Genomic DNA, 15,929 nt, shown 5'->3' with positions numbered 1-15,929 from the left:
CGGACAGCTGATCTCCCTTCCACGGACTACGGGGCCGGTCGTGTCGGTCCGAAATTGAAGGTCCCTCCGGGGCAACGCTCGAGGTCTCTAACCACGCTCGAGCTGCCTCACCGGAGGGACTGTGAAGAAGTCTGACAGGGAAATCATGGAGATTCTGGGCTCTTCTGACGCATCCGTGGGTGGTTGAGCGGGCCGGAGGGTGGCGCACGCCGTTCCCTGCATAGGTTTCTGAGCTGTCGAAGGCACAGGAACCGATGTCGAGGAGAACGGCGTGCGTGATGTCAGCCTATGGCGGGCTGTGTTTGGGGTCGAGAAGACGGTGATCGAGCGGGTCGAGTTCGACGAGGACGACCAGGTGCTGGTCGCCCACGTGCGGCCCACCAAGCGGCAGCGGAGCCGCTGCGGGCGTTGTCGGCGACGCAGCCCTGGTTATGACTCCGGGGCGGGCAGGAGGCGTTGGCGGGCGCTGGATCTGGGAACGATGGTCGCGGTGTTGGAGGCCGACGCGCCGCGGGTGGCCTGCCGGGCCCATGGGGTGGTGGTGGCCTACGTGCCCTGGGCTCGCCATGACGCCGGCCACACGCTGAGCTTCGATGACCAGGTGGCCTGGCTGGCGACCCAGGCCTCGAAGTCATGCGTGGTCGAGCTGATGCGGATCGCCTGGCGCACCGTGGGCTCGATCATCTCCCGGGTCTGGGCCGACATCGAGATCCAGCACGATCGCTTCGCCGGGCTGCGGCGGATCGGGATCGACGAGATCAGCTACAAGCGCGGGCACAAGTATTTGATGGTCGTGGTTGATCACGACCAGCGGCGACTGGTGTGGGCGGCGCCGGGACGCAACAGCGCTGCCGTGGGGCAGTTCTTCGATCTCCTCGGCGAAGAACGCTGCCAGCAGATCACCCACGTGAGCGCCGACGGGGCCGACTTCATCGACACCATCGTCGCCGAACGGTGCCCGAACGCGGTCCGGGTGGCCGATCCGTTCCACGTGGTGAAGTGGGCCACCGAGGCGCTCGATGAGGTCCGCCGCGAGGCATGGAACGAGGCCCGCAAGCAGGCCAGAACCGAACCCAAACGACCGCGTGGACGTCCTCGTGCCGACGCACCCCCGCGCCCGGCCAGCGAACGGGCCAGGTCCCTGAAGGGCGCCCGCTACTCGTTGTGGAAGAACCCCGAGGACCTCACCGAGGACCAGCAGACCAAACTGGCCTGGATCGCGGCGACCGACCCACGGCTGTATCGCGCCTACCTGCTCAAGGAAGGCCTGCGGGTGGTCTTCCAGCTACCCCACGTCGCGGCCGCCGAGGCCCTGGACCGGTGGATCGCCTGGGCGCGACGCTGCCGGATCTTGGCGTTCGTGAAGCTGCAGAAGAGCATCGTCAAACACCGCTCCCGGATCCTCGCCGCGATCGAGCACAACCTGTCCAACGGGCTGATCGAGTCGACCAACACCAAGATCCGGCTGCTGACCAGGATGGCGTTCGGGTTCCACTCCGCCGAGGCGTTGATCGCGCTGGCGATGCTCACCCTCGGCGGGCACCGACCCGCCCTCCCGGGCCGGCACTGACCCACAGATCAGTCAGGAGAGCCAGATTCTGGAAGCGTTTGATGCCACCGGGTGTGCGCACTCGGCGGCGCTGTTGGCGGGGGTAGACCCCAAGACCGTGCGCCGGTATGTCGCCAAGCGTGATGCTGGTGAGCCGGTCGATGCGCCGGTGCAGCGTCCGAAGTTGATCGACCCGTTCCTGCCGAAGATCGAGGAACTGGTCGAGCAGTCCGAGGGCACGGTCCGTGCCGATGTGCTGCACGAGCGGCTGGCCGCGATGGGATTCACCGGCGACGAGCGGACCACCCGGCGCGCGGTCGCGAACGCCAAGCAGGCCTGGCGCAACGGGCACCGCCGTCAGTACCGGCCCTGGATCACCGAGCCTGGTTTGTGGTTGCAGTTCGACTGGGGCCACGGGCCGGTCGTCTTCGGTCCTGATGGTCGACCACGGCAGACGCTGCTGTTCTGCGCGTGGTTGGCCTGGTCGCGATTCCGGGTCGTCCTGCCGACCTGGGACCGCAAACTCGAGACCCTGCTGACGTGTCTGGACACCACCTTGCGCAGGGTGGGTGGGGCGCCGACGTATGCGTTGACCGACAACGAGAAGACCGTGACGGTCGAGCACATCGCCCGGGTTCCGGTCCGGCATCCGATGACCGTGGCCGCGGGCCGCCACTACGGGCTGACGATCCATACCTGTGTCCCGTTCGACCCTGAGTCCAAGGGTGGGTCCGAAGCCACCGTGCGGATCGCGAAGGCAGACCTGGTCCCGACCAAGGCGAACCTGCTGACCGGCTACAACTCGTTCGCCGAACTGGACGAGGCGTGTGAGGCGTTCTGCGTCAAGGTCAACAACCGGATCCACCGTGAGACCGCACGCATCCCGGCCGAGGCGCTGGTCATCGAGCAGGCACGGTTGCATCCGATACCGGTGGCACCATTCACCGCAGCGCTCGGTGAGACCCGCATGGTCAACACCGACCAGACAATTCGGTTCGGGTCGGTGCGCTACTCCACCCCGTCGGGCCTGGTGGGTCGTGAGGTCTGGGTCCGTGCCGACGGCGACGAGCTCGTCATCACTGCCAACCTCCAGGCAGGGCTCACCGAAGTCGCCCGGCACCGGCTCTCGACGCCGGGGAACCCGCGGATCGACCTGTCCCACTATCCCGACCATCCCCAACAGCCCGACGGGTCCCCGAAGCCACCGCAGCCGAAGGGCCGCAGTGACCAGGAGAAAGCGTTCCTCGGGTTGGGACCGGGCGCGCACTCGTGGCTGATCGAAGCTGCAGCCGTGGGTGCGCAACGCGTTCGGTCGAAGATGACCGCCGCGCTCGAGCTCGCCGCCCTGGTCGGGACCGGACCGGTCGACGCTGCGTTGGGTGTTGCTGCCGCAGCCGGCCGGTTCGCCGAGGGCGACCTCCTCGCGATCGTGACCCACCGCGCGAACGGTGCCTCGATCGCCAGCATGGTCGTCGCCGACGACGCTCACTCGGTCCAACCCGGCACCAGCGGCTGGGCAACCTTCGGTGCCCGCCCAGAGGGTCTAGAAGAGGAACAGTGATGACCACGCCGACCACGCGAGGTCCCCGGTCGACCGCCCTCAGCACCCAGTCGGCCTCGGCGCCGGAGCTGCCCGAGGAACTCCTCGCGGTCTTGAAACGGATGCGGTTGCCCTACCTTCGCAACGTCGCACCCGAAGTGTTGGCCACCGCACGGGCGCAACGCTGGGACCCCGCCGAGGTCCTGCGGGTCCTGATCACCGAGGAGATCCGCGGCCGTGATGACGCCACCAGGAGGATGCGACGCAAAGCCGCCGGCCTGCCCGCCGGGAAGACGTTCGAGTCCTGGCGCGAGACCGACTCCTCCATCCCACCCGGCACCCAGACCGGCCTCGCCACCCTGGAATGGGTCGGCCGGGCCGAGAACCTCGCCGTCGCTGGCCCCAGCGGCACCGGGAAGACGCACTTCGTTGAAGCCCTGGCCCACAAGGTCATCGACGAGGGCATGCGCGTCTCCTGGTTCAGCCTCGAATCGCTGACCACAGCGATCGGTCGCGCGAGCGTCGATGGATCCGTCGCCAAGACCATCGCCCGGATCACCAGGGCCGAGCTCATCGTGATTGATGACATCGGCATGCTCCCCGCTGGCCAAGCAGCCGGCGAGGCGTTCTACCGCGTCGTCGACGCTGCCTACGAACGCCGCTCCATCGCCGTCACCAGCAACCTGCACCCCTCCGGGTTCGACACGATCATGCCCAAGACTCTGGCCACAGCCACCGTCGACAGGCTGCTCCACCACGCACACGTCGTGCTCACCGAGGGCACCTCACTGCGCCTCTCCGAAGCCACCGCCGGACGAGGAGTGGTGCCTCTGACCTAACCAACGCAGGGAGATCAGTTGTCCGTGGACAGGGATATCAACTGTCCGCCAGCAAGGAGATCACCTGACCGCCCACAGGGAAGTCCCGCTGTCCGTTGACAACCTCCGAGCCGCCTTCTTCGACGGCGCACTTTGGGTGCGCTTTGAATCGGTGGCGCCCGCAGAGAGATACCGACACGACGAGTGCCGCTGGCGATGAATCTTCGCGTCAGCGGCTAGTTTGATCTGAACCGCGCCGCGGCGACCGCGCCGATGTTCGCGCCTCGACGCTCAGCGACCCGGTCGCGCAGCTGCGCGACCTTGCAGTGTGGGCCGATGCGTTTGACCGACTCCACCGCAGCCCAGCGGACCAGTCGAGAGCCTTGTTTGGTGATCCGGCCCCGGTGGACGTGGGTGTCGGACTCGTGGTGTTTGGGAGTCAGCCCCGCCCAGCAGGCCGACTGCGGGGCTGTGGTGAACCGCGAGACCTCACCGACCTCGGCGACGAAGACCGCCGCCAGGACCCGCCCGATGCCAGGGATCTGCCGCACCGCGACATACCCCGGATCGGCGCGCAGGCGCCCTTGGACCAAGTTGGTGAACACCTCGATCTCGAACTCCAGGTCCTCGATCAGCCGCCGCAGTGACGCGATCCGCGCCGCATACGGAGCGGGCACCCGCGGCCGGTCCAGAAGGGCGTTGCCCTCGATACCGAGCAGGTCCGAGACCACGACCTGGATCCCGCGCTTGGCCACCACCGCGTGCACCTCGGCCTTGCAGTGGGAACGCAACCCCACTAGCTTCGCCCGGTGCCGGACCAGCCCCGCAGCTCCCGTGTGGTCGGCGGCGCGATCCAGTCTCGGGCAGCCGGCCCATCCGCAGCAGATCCGCGAGGTCCTCGGCGTCTCGGAGATCGTTCTTGACCCGTCGGTACTCAAACGCCCCCTAAGCTGCCGGCGCGGCCGTTTGGCGCCATGGGCTCGAGTCGGTAAGCGATACCGACGAGCGCGGGAAGGACCGAGCCCGACTGCGCCGATCAGTGCGCCGCGGCACTCCCAGTTCTGGGCAGGCAGTAGGAGGGCCCAGCGCAGACCTAGAGGTGCGATGTCATAGCAGGATGATTCGGCCGCGAATTTGGTCGAGGGCGGTTGGGTCTAGTCCCGCGAGAGTCACCAGCTCGGCGTCGCTCTCGAATCTGCCTACGTCTTTTCGCGCGTTCGCGATTTGTGCGGCGTCTGTGCGGTCCAGCCCCAGGTACACAACGAGGACCTCAGCAGGCGCGATATTGACGTCGATGAGGCCGCCGTCGTCGTATTCACCAGGGAGGTCAGGGCGCCCGATCCGGAGATCGCGAGCCATCTGGGGGTCGCGCTTGGCAAACTCGCGCGCGGCCGCTCGCCTGTGGCGAAGGGACCTTGCATTGGCAACGGCTGCCACATTTGCGTTCTGCAGTCTGACTCGCCGGAGAGCCGATGCAGCGAAGAGCGTCGCGGCACCGAGCAGAAGCAGGCCGATGATCAATAGCGGCAGCTTCTCGCCAACCGTGACGTTAGCGGTGGTCGTCTTCTTCCACCACAGGTGGCCTGACTCGGTGGTCTTCTTCGTATATGTGAAGAAGAGAGTCATCAGAATCAGACCAGGAACTAAAAGTACGCTGGCAGCAAGCACACGATATCGATGTGACCGCGCGCCCAGATATTTTCGGATCTTCCGGGGAGCCATGGCTGACTCTTCGGGGGTCTCGCCGTCTCGCTGAGGCCTCTCCCGTCGCTGACGCCTCGCCGCTTCGACTTCTGGCGCAATCCGAGCAGATTCGGCCCGCGTGAAGTAGAAGGTTGCCTGCTGCTTGGTCGCCTTGATGACCTCATGCCCACCGTCAGGCTTGGGATTGACCGTTGTCGTCCTGATCGGCGAGTGGTCGACTCTCTCTTCAAAACACCAACCAGCATCCTCAATCGCCGCGATGGTCTGCCGATAATCCGCCGTGGTCACGTCCAATGCAGTCTTGTACCTAGTGCCCCCGAGCTCGTAAGCCTGCCAAGCGCGGCCCTGCTGGCCGTAGCGCCAGGCCCAATCGCGGAATCCCACGAGCACCTCCGTCGCCTATCGGTACCGCCGCATGTACAGGGGGTCACCCAGACGTACTGAGCTGAGCCGACCACCTCTGACCATATCTAGAACACGGCCCTTCGACCTCCCAAGCGCAAATTCGGGTGCCGCCGTGATTGCCCAGTATCCAGTTCGCTCACGTCAGCGCGACGCCGGTGAGCTCGGCGCCGCTGAGAGCGACGAAGAGCCCGGTCTTGGCCTTCTGCCCCGTGCCAACTGCCGGAATGGGATGCGAGTGCCCATGTCGCGGAGCAGACGATCAAATCAGTACGGCGATGGGCAGTCCGTAGGTCAGGAGTGCGCCGACGATCGGACGCAGGGCACCCGATCCGCCGACCGTGCCGAAGTCGGGGCCGACGGTGGACAAGAGGCCGGGTGCGAGTCTCATGCCCAGGAGGTGCGCCCGACGTGTCGGCCCAGAAGCCCGAACCCTGGCAGTTTGACATGTCGGTAGAAACCGATAGACATCGCGCATGAGCTTCACCGTCTTTGTGCGCACTGCGTACTCCGACGTGTTCATGCTCGCATCGACCGATCAGGAGGCGCCTGGATGGTTCCTCGAAGTCGACGACGACCGAGCCGGCAGATGGCTCCGGCTCGATGCCATGATCGGTGATAGCTACCTCAACTGGAGCACGCCCGACCTTTCCATCTGGCACGACCTTCGAAGCGGGGATCCAAGCGTCGCCGCTCGAGTATTCCCCAACGCCAGCCCTGGCGCTCCGGCTCACCCTCCGTTCATGGTCGCGTGGGACGTCTCGCATTGGATCTACCTGGTGGACGAGCCGTACCGCTTCCGGTTCGTCGATCCGCACGGACAGGCATACGAATTTGAGTATCAGTCCGTTGCCTCATCCAGCGGCAACGGCTACACGTTGGGCGAGGGCCACCGCTAAGCCTCGATCCACCGATGAGCCGGGCCTGAGTCGGCGGCTTCGCTGATGGCGGATTGCGGCTGGAGTGGGCGTGGCTGTCCGGCTGGCCTTGCTGCCAGGTCGTTCCGGGTTGATCGTTGTGATGGTGTCGTTCGATGTCGACCATCACCCGCTCGCCGAAGGATGCAGCGATCAGCGCCTGGGCGGCCAGGCGGGTCAGGAACCTGGAAGAGACCGCGTCGAGGTGACGTACGTGGCCGAAGGTGAACGTCCGGAGGAATGAGCACAGCGTCGAGGGCAAGTAGGCGTTCGCGAACGCGGCCATCCCGCCGTGACAAAGCAGGCCCATGTCATCGATGGAGTCCGCGCCGGCGACCATCCCAGCGGCCGGCGATGTCACCTTCAGCCCGGCGTTCGAGCCTTTGTCGGTCGGCACGGTCAGACGCGTGGCAGCCAGCTCGGCAAGTCCCGCTGACCGGGACAACGCGATCACCGGGACCAGCCCGGCCGAAGACACGAGATTCGGATCACCGAAGACCGCTGGGGTCGCCCGAGACGTGTGGCGAAGTTGCACCTACGAGATGCCCTTCGTGATGGTGGAAATCGGTCCCTAGAGAAGACAGATTGCCCAGCACGTAAGGGCATTCGCACTTCACGACGCGCTCACCCCGATAACCCGTCGGGGGATCGAGGTTTAGCTCGGTCCAGACCAGGGGGATCGAAGGACAAGTCCCGCAGCTCGTCTGCAGAAGCCTGGCTTCGAACGCGCTGCCATCGAAGTAGCGCTCGGGGCTCGAACGGGCCCGTGTTATCGCCGATGGGAACGTCGCGGATGCCTGAGATGACCCCAAAACGTACTGACGGATAGGCCCCCACGATCATTACCGAGTCGGTGCCGACGTCCAAAGGCGGGAGAGGTCTTATGGGAGCGCCTGAGATATATGCCGGCTTGGCTTCGAGGCCAAGATCAGCGGCGTACTCGTCCACAATGCTCATCTGTAACTGGGAAACCTTGGTCGGCATGCCCACCACCTTGCCATCGAAAGGCGGCGTCGTGTCGTGCGGATCCGGCCGCTCCCCGACGTCCGAGCCCTCTCCATACCGGAAACGCCGGGTGCGTTTTCCGCCGCGAAGGGACACGTGGCGCCGCGCCTGCCCTTCATGGGCCTCGGTTGGCGTCGACGCAAGGGTTAGCGGTTTGGTCCTCGGAAGGCGAAGTCGCCGGCCAGCCATCGGACAAAGAATCGCGATCTGTCCACGTAGGTGCGAACTGAGTTCTCGGCAAGTCCGGCTGCACGGGCAGCCTCTTCGAACCCGTCGAGCTGGTCGAAGAGCTCCTCAAGCGTCCATGTGTCCTTCATGAGGTCATCATGGCTCCGAGCGCGTCTCTCCGCGAAAAGGCGCATGGGCCCGGCAGGCCACCCGCGGCGACCAGGTGGCCTGGCTGGCGACCCAGGCCTCGAAGTCATGCGTGGTCGAGCTGATGCGGATCGCCTGGCGCACCGTGGGCTCGATCATCTCCCGGGTCTGGGCCGACATCGAGATCCAGCACGATCGCTGCGGCGGATCGGGATCGACGAGATCAGCTACAAGCGCGGGCACAAGTATTTGATGGTCGTGGTTGATCACGACCAGCGGCGACTGGTGTGGGCGGCGCCGGGACGCAACAGCGCTGCCGTGGGGCAGTTCTTCGATCTCCTCGGCGAAGAACGCTGCCAGCAGATCACCCACGTGAGCGCCGACGGGGCCGACTTCATCGACACCATCGTCGCCGAACGGTGCCCGAACGCGGTCCGGGTGGCCGATCCGTTCCACGTGGTGAAGTGGGCCACCGAGGCGCTCGATGAGGTCCGCCGCGAGGCATGGAACGAGGCCCGCAAGCAGGCCAGAACCGAACCCAAACGACCGCGTGGACGTCCTCGTGCCGACGCACCCCCGCGCCCGGCCAGCGAACGGGCCAGGTCCCTGAAGGGCGCCCGCTACTCGTTGTGGAAGAACCCCGAGGACCTCACCGAGAACCAGCAGACCAAACTGGCCTGGATCGCGGCGACCGACCCACGGCTGTATCGCGCCTACCTGCTCAAGGAAGGCCTGCGGGTGGTCTTCCAGCTACCCCACGTCGCGGCCGCCGAGGCCCTGGACCGGTGGATCGCCTGGGCGCGACGCTGCCGGATCTCGGCGTTCGTGAAGCTGCAGAAGAGCATCGTCAAACACCGCTCCCGGATCCTCGCCGCGATCGAGCACAACCTGTCCAACGGGCTGATCGAGTCGACCAACACCAAGATCCGGCTGCTGACCAGGATGGCGTTCGGGTTCCACTCCGCCGAGGCGTTGATCGCGCTGGCGATGCTCACCCTCGGCGGGCACCGACCCGCCCTCCCGGGCCGGCACTGACCCACAGATCAGTCAGGAGAGCCCCAATATCGACGAGTTCACCGAGACCACGTCGGCGGCGATCGTGGAGGTCGGCGGAGCCAAGCGGGGCAAGGCGATCATCATTCTCAACCCGGCCGAGCCGCCGTTGATCATGCGCGACACGGTGTTCTGCCTGGTCAATGCGGCCGATCCCGCATTGCACGAGCAGATCGTGTCCTCCGTAGAGAAAATGGTGGCCGACGTGGCGGCGTACGTGCCCGGCTACCGGCTCAAGCAGAAGGTGCAGATCACCGAGATCGCCGCGGACCAGCCAGTAGAGACCTTGCTCGTCGACGGCAGCAGCCGACCGACCCACCAGGTGTCGGTCTTCCTCGAGGTCGAGGGAGCCGCCCACTACCTGCCGGCTTATGCCGGGAACCTCGACATCATGACCTCCGCCGGCATCCAGGTCGCGGAACGTATCGCAGCCGGAAAGGCCGTCTGATGAGCACTCCGATCTTCGTCCAGGACGTCACTTTGCGCGATGGCGTGCACGCCGTACGCCACCGGATCACCCCGGAAGACGTGCAACGCATCGTCATGGCACTCGACGACGCGGGCGTGGATGCGATCGAGGTCGCCCACGGCGACGGTCTGGCTGGGTCGTCGGTCAACTACGGCCCGGGATCGCACACCGCCTGGGTGTGGATCGAGGCCGCTGCGTCGGTGCTGAAGAAGGCGCGGCTGACGACACTGTGCTTCCCGGCGTCGGCACGATCCACGAGCTGAAGAAGGCCTACGAGCTCGGCGTGCGTTCGGTCCGGATCGCCACCCACTGCACGGAGGCGGACATCTCGGCTCAGCACATCGCCGCAGCACGGGATATCGGCATGGACGTCTCGGGCTTCCTTATGCTCTCCCACATGGCACCTGCCGGGGAGTTGGCGAAGCAGGCCAAGCTGATGGAGTCGTACGGCGCGCAATGCGTCTACGTCACCGACTCCGGCGGTCGGCTGACAATGAACGACGTCGCCGCCCGGGTCCGTGCCTACCGCGATGTCCTCGACCCGGGGACCGAAATCGGCATCCACGCCCACGAGAATCTCTCGATGTCGGTGGCCAATTCCGTGGTGGCCGTGGAGAACGGTGTCTTCCGCGTCGACGCCTCGCTGGCCGGTCAGGGTGCCGGTGCCGGCAACTGTCCGATCGAGGCCTTCGTCGCGGTGGCCAATCTCGCCGGCTTCGAGCACCGTTGTGACCTCTTCAAGCTGCAGGATGCCGCCGACGACGTCGTCCGACCTCTTCAGGACCGTCCGGTGCGCGTCGACCGGGAGACCCTCACCCTTGGGTATGCCGGCGTGTACAGCTCGTTCCTCCGGCACGCTGAGGTCGCCTCGGAGCGGTATGGCGTCGACGTCCGCGAGATCCTCATGGAATGCGGTCGCCGCAGTCTTGTCGGCGGCCAGGAGGACATGATCGTCGACATCGCACTGACGATGTCCGCGTCCTGAGCACCCCTTCACACCCAGGTGCCCATCAGGGCCGTCGCCCCACGCTGGCGGTGAGCGGTTGCGGTGCACATCCGTGGCGCACCACCGAGATCACGACCGGACGGTCGTCGGCAGCTCGACCACCGACATGGCTCTGCGTGTACTACAGCGGGTGCTGCAGTAGTGCCGCGCAGGATTGGGACGCGATTTGCCGCTCAGAACGGGTCGCCGGAGTGTGCGGTGGGAGGCGATCTCGACAAAGTCGAGGCCAGTTGCACGAGACGATTGCCCGAGTCGTGCGAGTCGGCTACAGTATTCACTACAGCGGCTCATATGGTGTGAGTTACTCGGTCGCGCATAGTTCGTGCGGACGCAACGCTCCCGGCACGTCGAGAAAGGTTCGGCAATGAACAGCAGGAACGCGAAAGGTCTAGTGGTCCTCGTCGCGATTGCCCTTGGGTGTCTCGGGTGTTCCAACGGAGGCGACGGAGGCAGTGTCGGGAGTAGCGGCGACATCCTGGTCGGTGTGACTGCGCCCCTCAGTGGGTCGCTTGCCGCGTCGGGGACGGATACCGCCGACGCCGCGGAGTTGGCCGCGAAGGAGGTCAATGACGCCGGAGGCATCTCGGGCCGTGACCTGAAGGTGATTCCGCAAGACGACCAGTGCGACGCTCAGGCTGGGGTCCAAGCGGCACAGAAGCTGCTGCAGCAGAAGGTCGTCGCCATTGTCGGCGGCTATTGCTCTGCCGCAACGATCCCTGAGGTCGGAGTGCTCGAGCAGGCGGGCAACGTCCCTTTCGTGGCGGGTTTATCTAGTGCGCCCGAGCTCACGGAGAAGGGATACAAGAACATCTTCCGCGTTGCTTCTCGCGATGACCGTCAGGGGCCTGCGATCGCTGAGTACGTGCGCAAGGTCCTCGGCGTCACCAAGCTTGCAGTCGTCAGCGACGGCACGACCTATGGCGTCTCCATTGCGAACCAAATCAAGAAGATGGCAGGTCAATTGGGCCTCGACATCGTCTTCGACGATGCCATCACGCCGGGGCAGAAGGACTACACCACCACGTTGACGAAGGTGGGCACGACGCCTGCCGAGGCGCTGGTTTTCACCGGTCAGTATCCCGAGTTCGGTTTGCTCATCAAGGAATGGGCCTCCCTGGGGCAGAAGTACAAGCTCGTCGGCAACGACTCCGACACCAACGAGGCGTTGTTCCCGACGGCAGGGCCTGCGGTGACCGACAGTCGCGTGAGCTTCGTCTGCATCCCCAACGGGAACGTCATCAAGTCCGCCCAGGCGACCGCTTTCGATAACGCGTTCAAGAAGGAGTTCGGGCGCGCGCCCGATGCCTTCGCGGTGGCGGCCTACGACAGCATGATGACGCTTGTCCAAGCGCTCAAGGACAATGGTGGGAAGACAGGAGCCTCCGACCTCGACACCGCTCTGCATGCAGTCCACTACAACGGCATCACGGGTCCGATCTCGTTTGACGCGAAGGGCGATCGACCTGCAACGTCCTTCTATGCACTGCACGTCGAAGGCAACCCCGAGACCTTCGTCGGCAAGTACGTCTACGGCACCGATGGCTGGAAGCCGCTCACGGCAGAGGGCTGACTCGTACTCCCACGGAGACCTGGAAGCAGGGTAGAAGCCTTATGGCGACGTTTCTTCAGTACACGGTCAACGGCCTGACGGTCGGCTCGTTCTTCGCCTTGGTTGCGCTCGGCTACACGATCGTGTTCGGCATCTTGCGGATGATCAACTTCGCGCAAGGTGACCTCTCGATGGTCGGTGCCTTCCTCGGCTATACGGCCCTGGTCACGCTCGGAGCCGCCGGGATGCCCGTGGTCCTTGCCTTGGTCGTCACCCTGGCGGTCTCGATGGTCGGCACGGTGGCCGTCAACCTTGTGATTCTCGAGGCCGCGTATCGGCCCATGCTCCGCCGTAAGTCCGCTTTGGGCATCGTCATCACGGCCCTGGGCATGGCGCTCCTCCTGGAGAACGGGGTACGCCTCTTGTACGGGCCGATCCCCAAGGCCTATCCGCCTGTGCTGCCCGACAAGACCTTCCACCTCGGTGGGGTCGTGCTGAGCTACCAGCAGATCGTCCTGGTGCTCGTCTCGGCCATCTTGATGGTGGGCCTCCTGTGGTTTGCGAACAAGACCACAACAGGTACGGCGATGCGTGCCCTATCGTCCGATCATGACGCTGCGCGGTTGATGGGTGTCAACGTCGACTGGATGATCCGTCTGGCGTTCGTCTTCAGCGCGGTGCTCGCGTCCGCCTCGGGGATCATGTTGGCGCTCTACTATGCGCAGATCGACTTCATGATGGGCTTCCTTCTGGGGCTGAAGGCGTTCACGGCGGCGGTGATCGGTGGCATCGGGAACATTCCCGGAGCCGTTCTCGGTGGTCTGTTGATCGGCCTCCTCTCGTCGTACTTCTCCGCCTACGTGTCGGGGCGATGGACCGATGCGCTGGTGTTCGGAGCTCTCGTGCTGACGCTGGTGATCCGGCCGACTGGGCTTCTCGGCGAGCGCGTTGTGGAGCGGGTGTGATGAAGGGTCTTGGCGCCGTGAGCATCAGGCCGGGAATCAAGGATCGGCTCCAGGGCGTCGGCGATCGGCTACACAACATGCCGGTGTCGCTCAGGGTCCTGATCGTCGTTGCGCTGGCCATGCTCGTGGTGCCGACGACCAATGCATACACGCTCGCAGTCGCCACCTCCATCGTCACGTATGCGATCCTCGGGCTCGGTCTCAACGTCGTGGTGGGGTACGCCGGTCTCCTCGACCTCGGATACGCAGCGTTCTTCGCGATCGGGTCCTACACCGCCGCGTTGCTGATGACCAAGCTCGAATGGAACTTCTTCGCGACCCTGCCGGCGGCTGTCGTCGCTGCCGGGATCGCCGGGGCCGTCCTCGGTTATCCGACCCTGCGGCTTCGCAGCGACTACTTGGCCATCGTCACGTTGGGCTTCGGCGAGATGACCTACGTAGCCTTCAACAACTGGTCGTTCTCCGGTGGGCCGGAAGGGATCTTCCCGATCCCGCCGCCGTCGGCGTTCGGGTGGAAGATCGACACCGATACCGGGTTCTACGTCTTCGGCGTCATCCTGCTCGGCGTCGCGATCTTCTTCAACTACAATCTGGGAAACAGTTGGCTGGGACGCGGCTGGATCGCCATTCGAGAAGATGAGGTCGCAGCCGAAGCAACGGGAACGCCGACCCTTCGGCTCAAGCTCGTTGCGTATGTCTTCGGCGGGGCGTGGGCCGGCCTCGCTGGTGCCTTCTTCGCCGCCCGGATCGGCATCGTCGGGCCGACCAGCTTCACGTTCACACTATCCGGACTGTTGGTCATTATGGTGGTCCTCGGCGGGCTCGGGAGTACGCCGGGCGTGATCCTCGGGGCCGTTCTCATCGTCGCCCTCCCGGAGTATTTCCGGCAGTTCTCCGAGTACCGACTGCTGATCTTCGCGGTCGCGCTGATCATCGTGATGCTGCTGCGCCCACAGGGGCTCTGGCCGCGCGGTCGCGACCAACGGGTCAAGGCACTCCCGCCTGATCGCGATTGGCAGTACGCAGACGTCAGGCCGGGCTCGCCGGCGATGTCTTTGATCGGCGAGCGATCCCACGGCGACCAGACGCTGCTTGCCCTGGAGGGTGTCGAGAAGCGCTTCGGTGGCTTGGTCTGCGTCGACAAGGTGTCGCTGGACATCCATCGTGGCGAGATCTTCAGCATCATCGGACCCAATGGTGCCGGCAAGACGACACTCTTCAATTGCGTGACCGGCGTGATCAGGCCCACCAGGGGTTCGATCAGGTTCAACGGCCGATCGATCCAGGGTCTGTCACCGCACCGGATCTCTCACCTCGGCCTTGCGCGGACGTTCCAACACGTACGCCTCTTCAGGGACATGGGCGCCCACGAGAACGTCATGGCCGGGATGTATGCGAGCGTGCGAACCTCGATTGCCAAGGTGATGCTCTTCCCGGGTCGTGTTCGCAAGGTCGAGGTGGTCAAGTCGCGCGAGGCGCGCGGCTGGATGACCTTCGTGGGGCTCGGCGACGTGACGACGGCGCTGCCCTACGAGCTTCCGTACGGTGACCAGCGCCGGCTCGAAGTGGCCCGAGCGTTGGCGTCGCACCCGCAGATGATCCTCCTCGACGAACCGGCCGCCGGCATGAACAGCTCGGAGAAGCTCGAGTTCAGCAAGGTGATCCGGGCGATCCGCGATCTGGGTATCACGGTCGTGATCATCGATCACGACATGCCGCTGGTCATGTCGGTCTCGGATCGCGTCGCCGTCTTGGACCAGGGGCGACTGATCGCGCTCGGCGCACCGAAGGACGTCGCTGCCGATCCGCGGGTCCTCGGGGCGTATCTCGGCGAGGACGAGGACGAGCTCCCTCAGGACGCCGACCTGGATCTGGGGGCCATGGAGCTCGTCGGGGAGGGGCTGGCAGATGACGCTGCTCACGGTTGAGGGCCTGTCGGTCAACTACGGTGCCGTACGCGCTGTCGACGAGGTCTCGTTCGCACTCGAACGGGGCGAGGTGCTCAGCATCCTCGGTAGCAACGGCGCCGGGAAGTCCTCGCTCCTGAAGGCCATCACAGGGCTCGAGACAGCTCGTTCGGGCTCGGTGAGGTTCGCCGGCGAGCAGATCACCAACGCCAAGGCGCACCGCATCGTGTCCTTGGGCATCAGCCACGTTCCGGAAGGACGCAGGATCTTCCCCGCGCTGACGATCGACGAGAACCTCACCCTCGGCGGGTTCCTGCATCGTCGCGACAAGCAGCTGCTCGCAGAGCGGCGGCGACACGTCTATGACGTGTTTCCACGACTCCTCGACCGACGCAAGCAACTCGCGGGCACGATGTCCGGAGGCGAACAACAGATGCTTGCCATCGGACGGGCGTTGATGGCGGGTCCCGAGCTGCTCGCGCTGGACGAGCCGTCACTCGGCCTCGCGCCGATCGTTACCAAGCAGGTCCTGCAAGTCGTCAGGGACATCGCCGATACGGGTGTCGCGGTTCTCCTGGTCGAGCAGAACGCGCGCCAGGCGCTGCGCATCGCAGACCGCGCCTGTGTGTTGGAGCGCGGTCGGATCGTGCTCGACGGTTCGGGTTCGGCACTTGCCGCGGACGAGCGCGTCAGACACGCCTATCTCGGCGGATTCGCCGCGATGGAGTGA

At 65.3% G+C, this 15,929-nt stretch carries 14 protein-coding genes and 2 pseudogenes; 12 read left to right on the top strand and 4 right to left on the bottom strand.

Annotation, left to right across the window (positions count from 1 at the left end):
- The first annotated feature begins 271 nt into the window (after positions 1 to 271).
- Genes Q9R13_RS04910 through istB form a run of 3 tightly spaced genes read left to right on the top strand, consistent with a single transcriptional unit; the run spans position 272 to position 3,928 of the window.
- Positions 272 to 1,570, top strand: a complete 1,299-nt coding sequence (locus Q9R13_RS04910) for an ISL3 family transposase (RefSeq protein WP_310963967.1) — start codon at positions 272 to 274, stop codon at positions 1,568 to 1,570.
- 7 nt (positions 1,571 to 1,577) lie between these two features.
- Positions 1,578 to 3,110 (top strand): IS21 family transposase, encoded by a 1,533-nt coding sequence (gene istA / locus Q9R13_RS04905; protein ID WP_310965038.1) that lies wholly within the window; start codon positions 1,578 to 1,580, stop codon positions 3,108 to 3,110.
- On the top strand, positions 3,110 to 3,928 hold the full coding sequence (istB, locus tag Q9R13_RS04900) for an IS21-like element helper ATPase IstB (RefSeq protein ID WP_310963966.1): 819 nt from the start codon (positions 3,110 to 3,112) through the stop codon (positions 3,926 to 3,928). Before istA ends, istB begins: the two co-directional genes overlap by 1 nt.
- A 215-nt stretch (positions 3,929 to 4,143) precedes the next feature.
- Here istB and Q9R13_RS04895 read toward each other — a convergent pair whose 3' ends face one another.
- The 3 genes from Q9R13_RS04895 to Q9R13_RS04885 form a co-directional block, all read right to left on the bottom strand.
- On the bottom strand, positions 4,144 to 4,698 hold the full coding sequence (locus Q9R13_RS04895) for an IS110 family transposase (protein WP_310963965.1): 555 nt from the start codon (positions 4,696 to 4,698) through the stop codon (positions 4,144 to 4,146).
- Between the two features lie 316 nt (positions 4,699 to 5,014).
- Positions 5,015 to 6,001 carry a helix-hairpin-helix domain-containing protein gene (locus Q9R13_RS04890; protein WP_310963964.1) on the bottom strand — a complete coding sequence of 329 codons (987 nt, stop codon included), beginning with the start codon at positions 5,999 to 6,001 and terminating at the stop codon, positions 5,015 to 5,017.
- A 274-nt stretch (positions 6,002 to 6,275) separates the two neighbouring features.
- Positions 6,276 to 6,404, bottom strand: coding sequence for a DUF6112 family protein (locus Q9R13_RS04885; protein WP_310963963.1), 129 nt, complete (start codon positions 6,402 to 6,404; stop codon positions 6,276 to 6,278).
- An 85-nt stretch (positions 6,405 to 6,489) separates the two neighbouring features.
- On the opposite strand from Q9R13_RS04885, the gene Q9R13_RS04880 reads away from it, so the two are divergent.
- A complete protein-coding gene (locus tag Q9R13_RS04880; protein ID WP_310965149.1) occupies positions 6,490 to 6,912 on the top strand; it encodes a hypothetical protein in 423 nt (140 codons plus the stop codon).
- 109 nt (positions 6,913 to 7,021) lie between these two features.
- On the opposite strand, the pseudogene Q9R13_RS04870 reads toward Q9R13_RS04880, so the two are convergent.
- A pseudogene (locus Q9R13_RS04870) lies at positions 7,022 to 7,465 on the bottom strand (IS1380 family transposase); the annotation flags it as partial.
- Positions 7,466 to 8,296: 831 nt separating this feature from the next.
- Here Q9R13_RS04870 and Q9R13_RS04865 point away from each other — a divergent pair.
- The 8 genes and pseudogenes from Q9R13_RS04865 to Q9R13_RS04830 all read left to right on the top strand — a co-directional run.
- Positions 8,297 to 9,279 (top strand): annotated as a pseudogene (locus Q9R13_RS04865) (ISL3 family transposase); the annotation flags it as partial.
- 13 nt (positions 9,280 to 9,292) lie between these two features.
- Positions 9,293 to 9,751, top strand: a complete 459-nt coding sequence (locus tag Q9R13_RS04860; protein WP_310965037.1) for a hypothetical protein — start codon at positions 9,293 to 9,295, stop codon at positions 9,749 to 9,751.
- On the top strand, positions 9,751 to 10,035 hold the full coding sequence (locus tag Q9R13_RS20345) for a hypothetical protein (protein WP_310963962.1): 285 nt from the start codon (positions 9,751 to 9,753) through the stop codon (positions 10,033 to 10,035). The genes Q9R13_RS04860 and Q9R13_RS20345 overlap by 1 nt, the downstream gene beginning before the upstream one ends.
- Positions 10,002 to 10,757 carry a 4-hydroxy-2-oxovalerate aldolase gene (gene dmpG, locus Q9R13_RS04850; RefSeq protein ID WP_310963961.1) on the top strand — a complete coding sequence of 252 codons (756 nt, stop codon included), beginning with the start codon at positions 10,002 to 10,004 and terminating at the stop codon, positions 10,755 to 10,757. Before Q9R13_RS20345 ends, dmpG begins: the two co-directional genes overlap by 34 nt.
- A gap of 505 nt (positions 10,758 to 11,262) precedes the next feature.
- Positions 11,263 to 12,348, top strand: a complete 1,086-nt coding sequence (locus Q9R13_RS04845; RefSeq protein WP_310963960.1) for a branched-chain amino acid ABC transporter substrate-binding protein — start codon at positions 11,263 to 11,265, stop codon at positions 12,346 to 12,348.
- A gap of 41 nt (positions 12,349 to 12,389) precedes the next feature.
- Positions 12,390 to 13,292: a branched-chain amino acid ABC transporter permease gene (locus Q9R13_RS04840; protein ID WP_310963959.1), complete on the top strand. Its 903-nt coding sequence runs from the start codon at positions 12,390 to 12,392 to the stop codon at positions 13,290 to 13,292.
- Positions 13,293 to 13,309: 17 nt separating this feature from the next.
- Positions 13,310 to 15,220 carry a branched-chain amino acid ABC transporter ATP-binding protein/permease gene (locus tag Q9R13_RS04835; RefSeq protein WP_310963957.1) on the top strand — a complete coding sequence of 637 codons (1,911 nt, stop codon included), beginning with the start codon at positions 13,310 to 13,312 and terminating at the stop codon, positions 15,218 to 15,220.
- Positions 15,201 to 15,929 (top strand): ABC transporter ATP-binding protein, encoded by a 729-nt coding sequence (locus tag Q9R13_RS04830; RefSeq protein ID WP_310963956.1) that lies wholly within the window; start codon positions 15,201 to 15,203, stop codon positions 15,927 to 15,929. The genes Q9R13_RS04835 and Q9R13_RS04830 overlap by 20 nt, the downstream gene beginning before the upstream one ends.

It is taken from the genome of Nocardioides marmorisolisilvae (assembly GCF_031656915.1).
GTDB lineage: Bacteria > Actinomycetota > Actinomycetes > Propionibacteriales > Nocardioidaceae > Marmoricola > Marmoricola terrisoli.
Note: the sequence above shows the minus strand (reverse complement) of the source record. Positions and strands in the feature narration are given on the sequence as shown.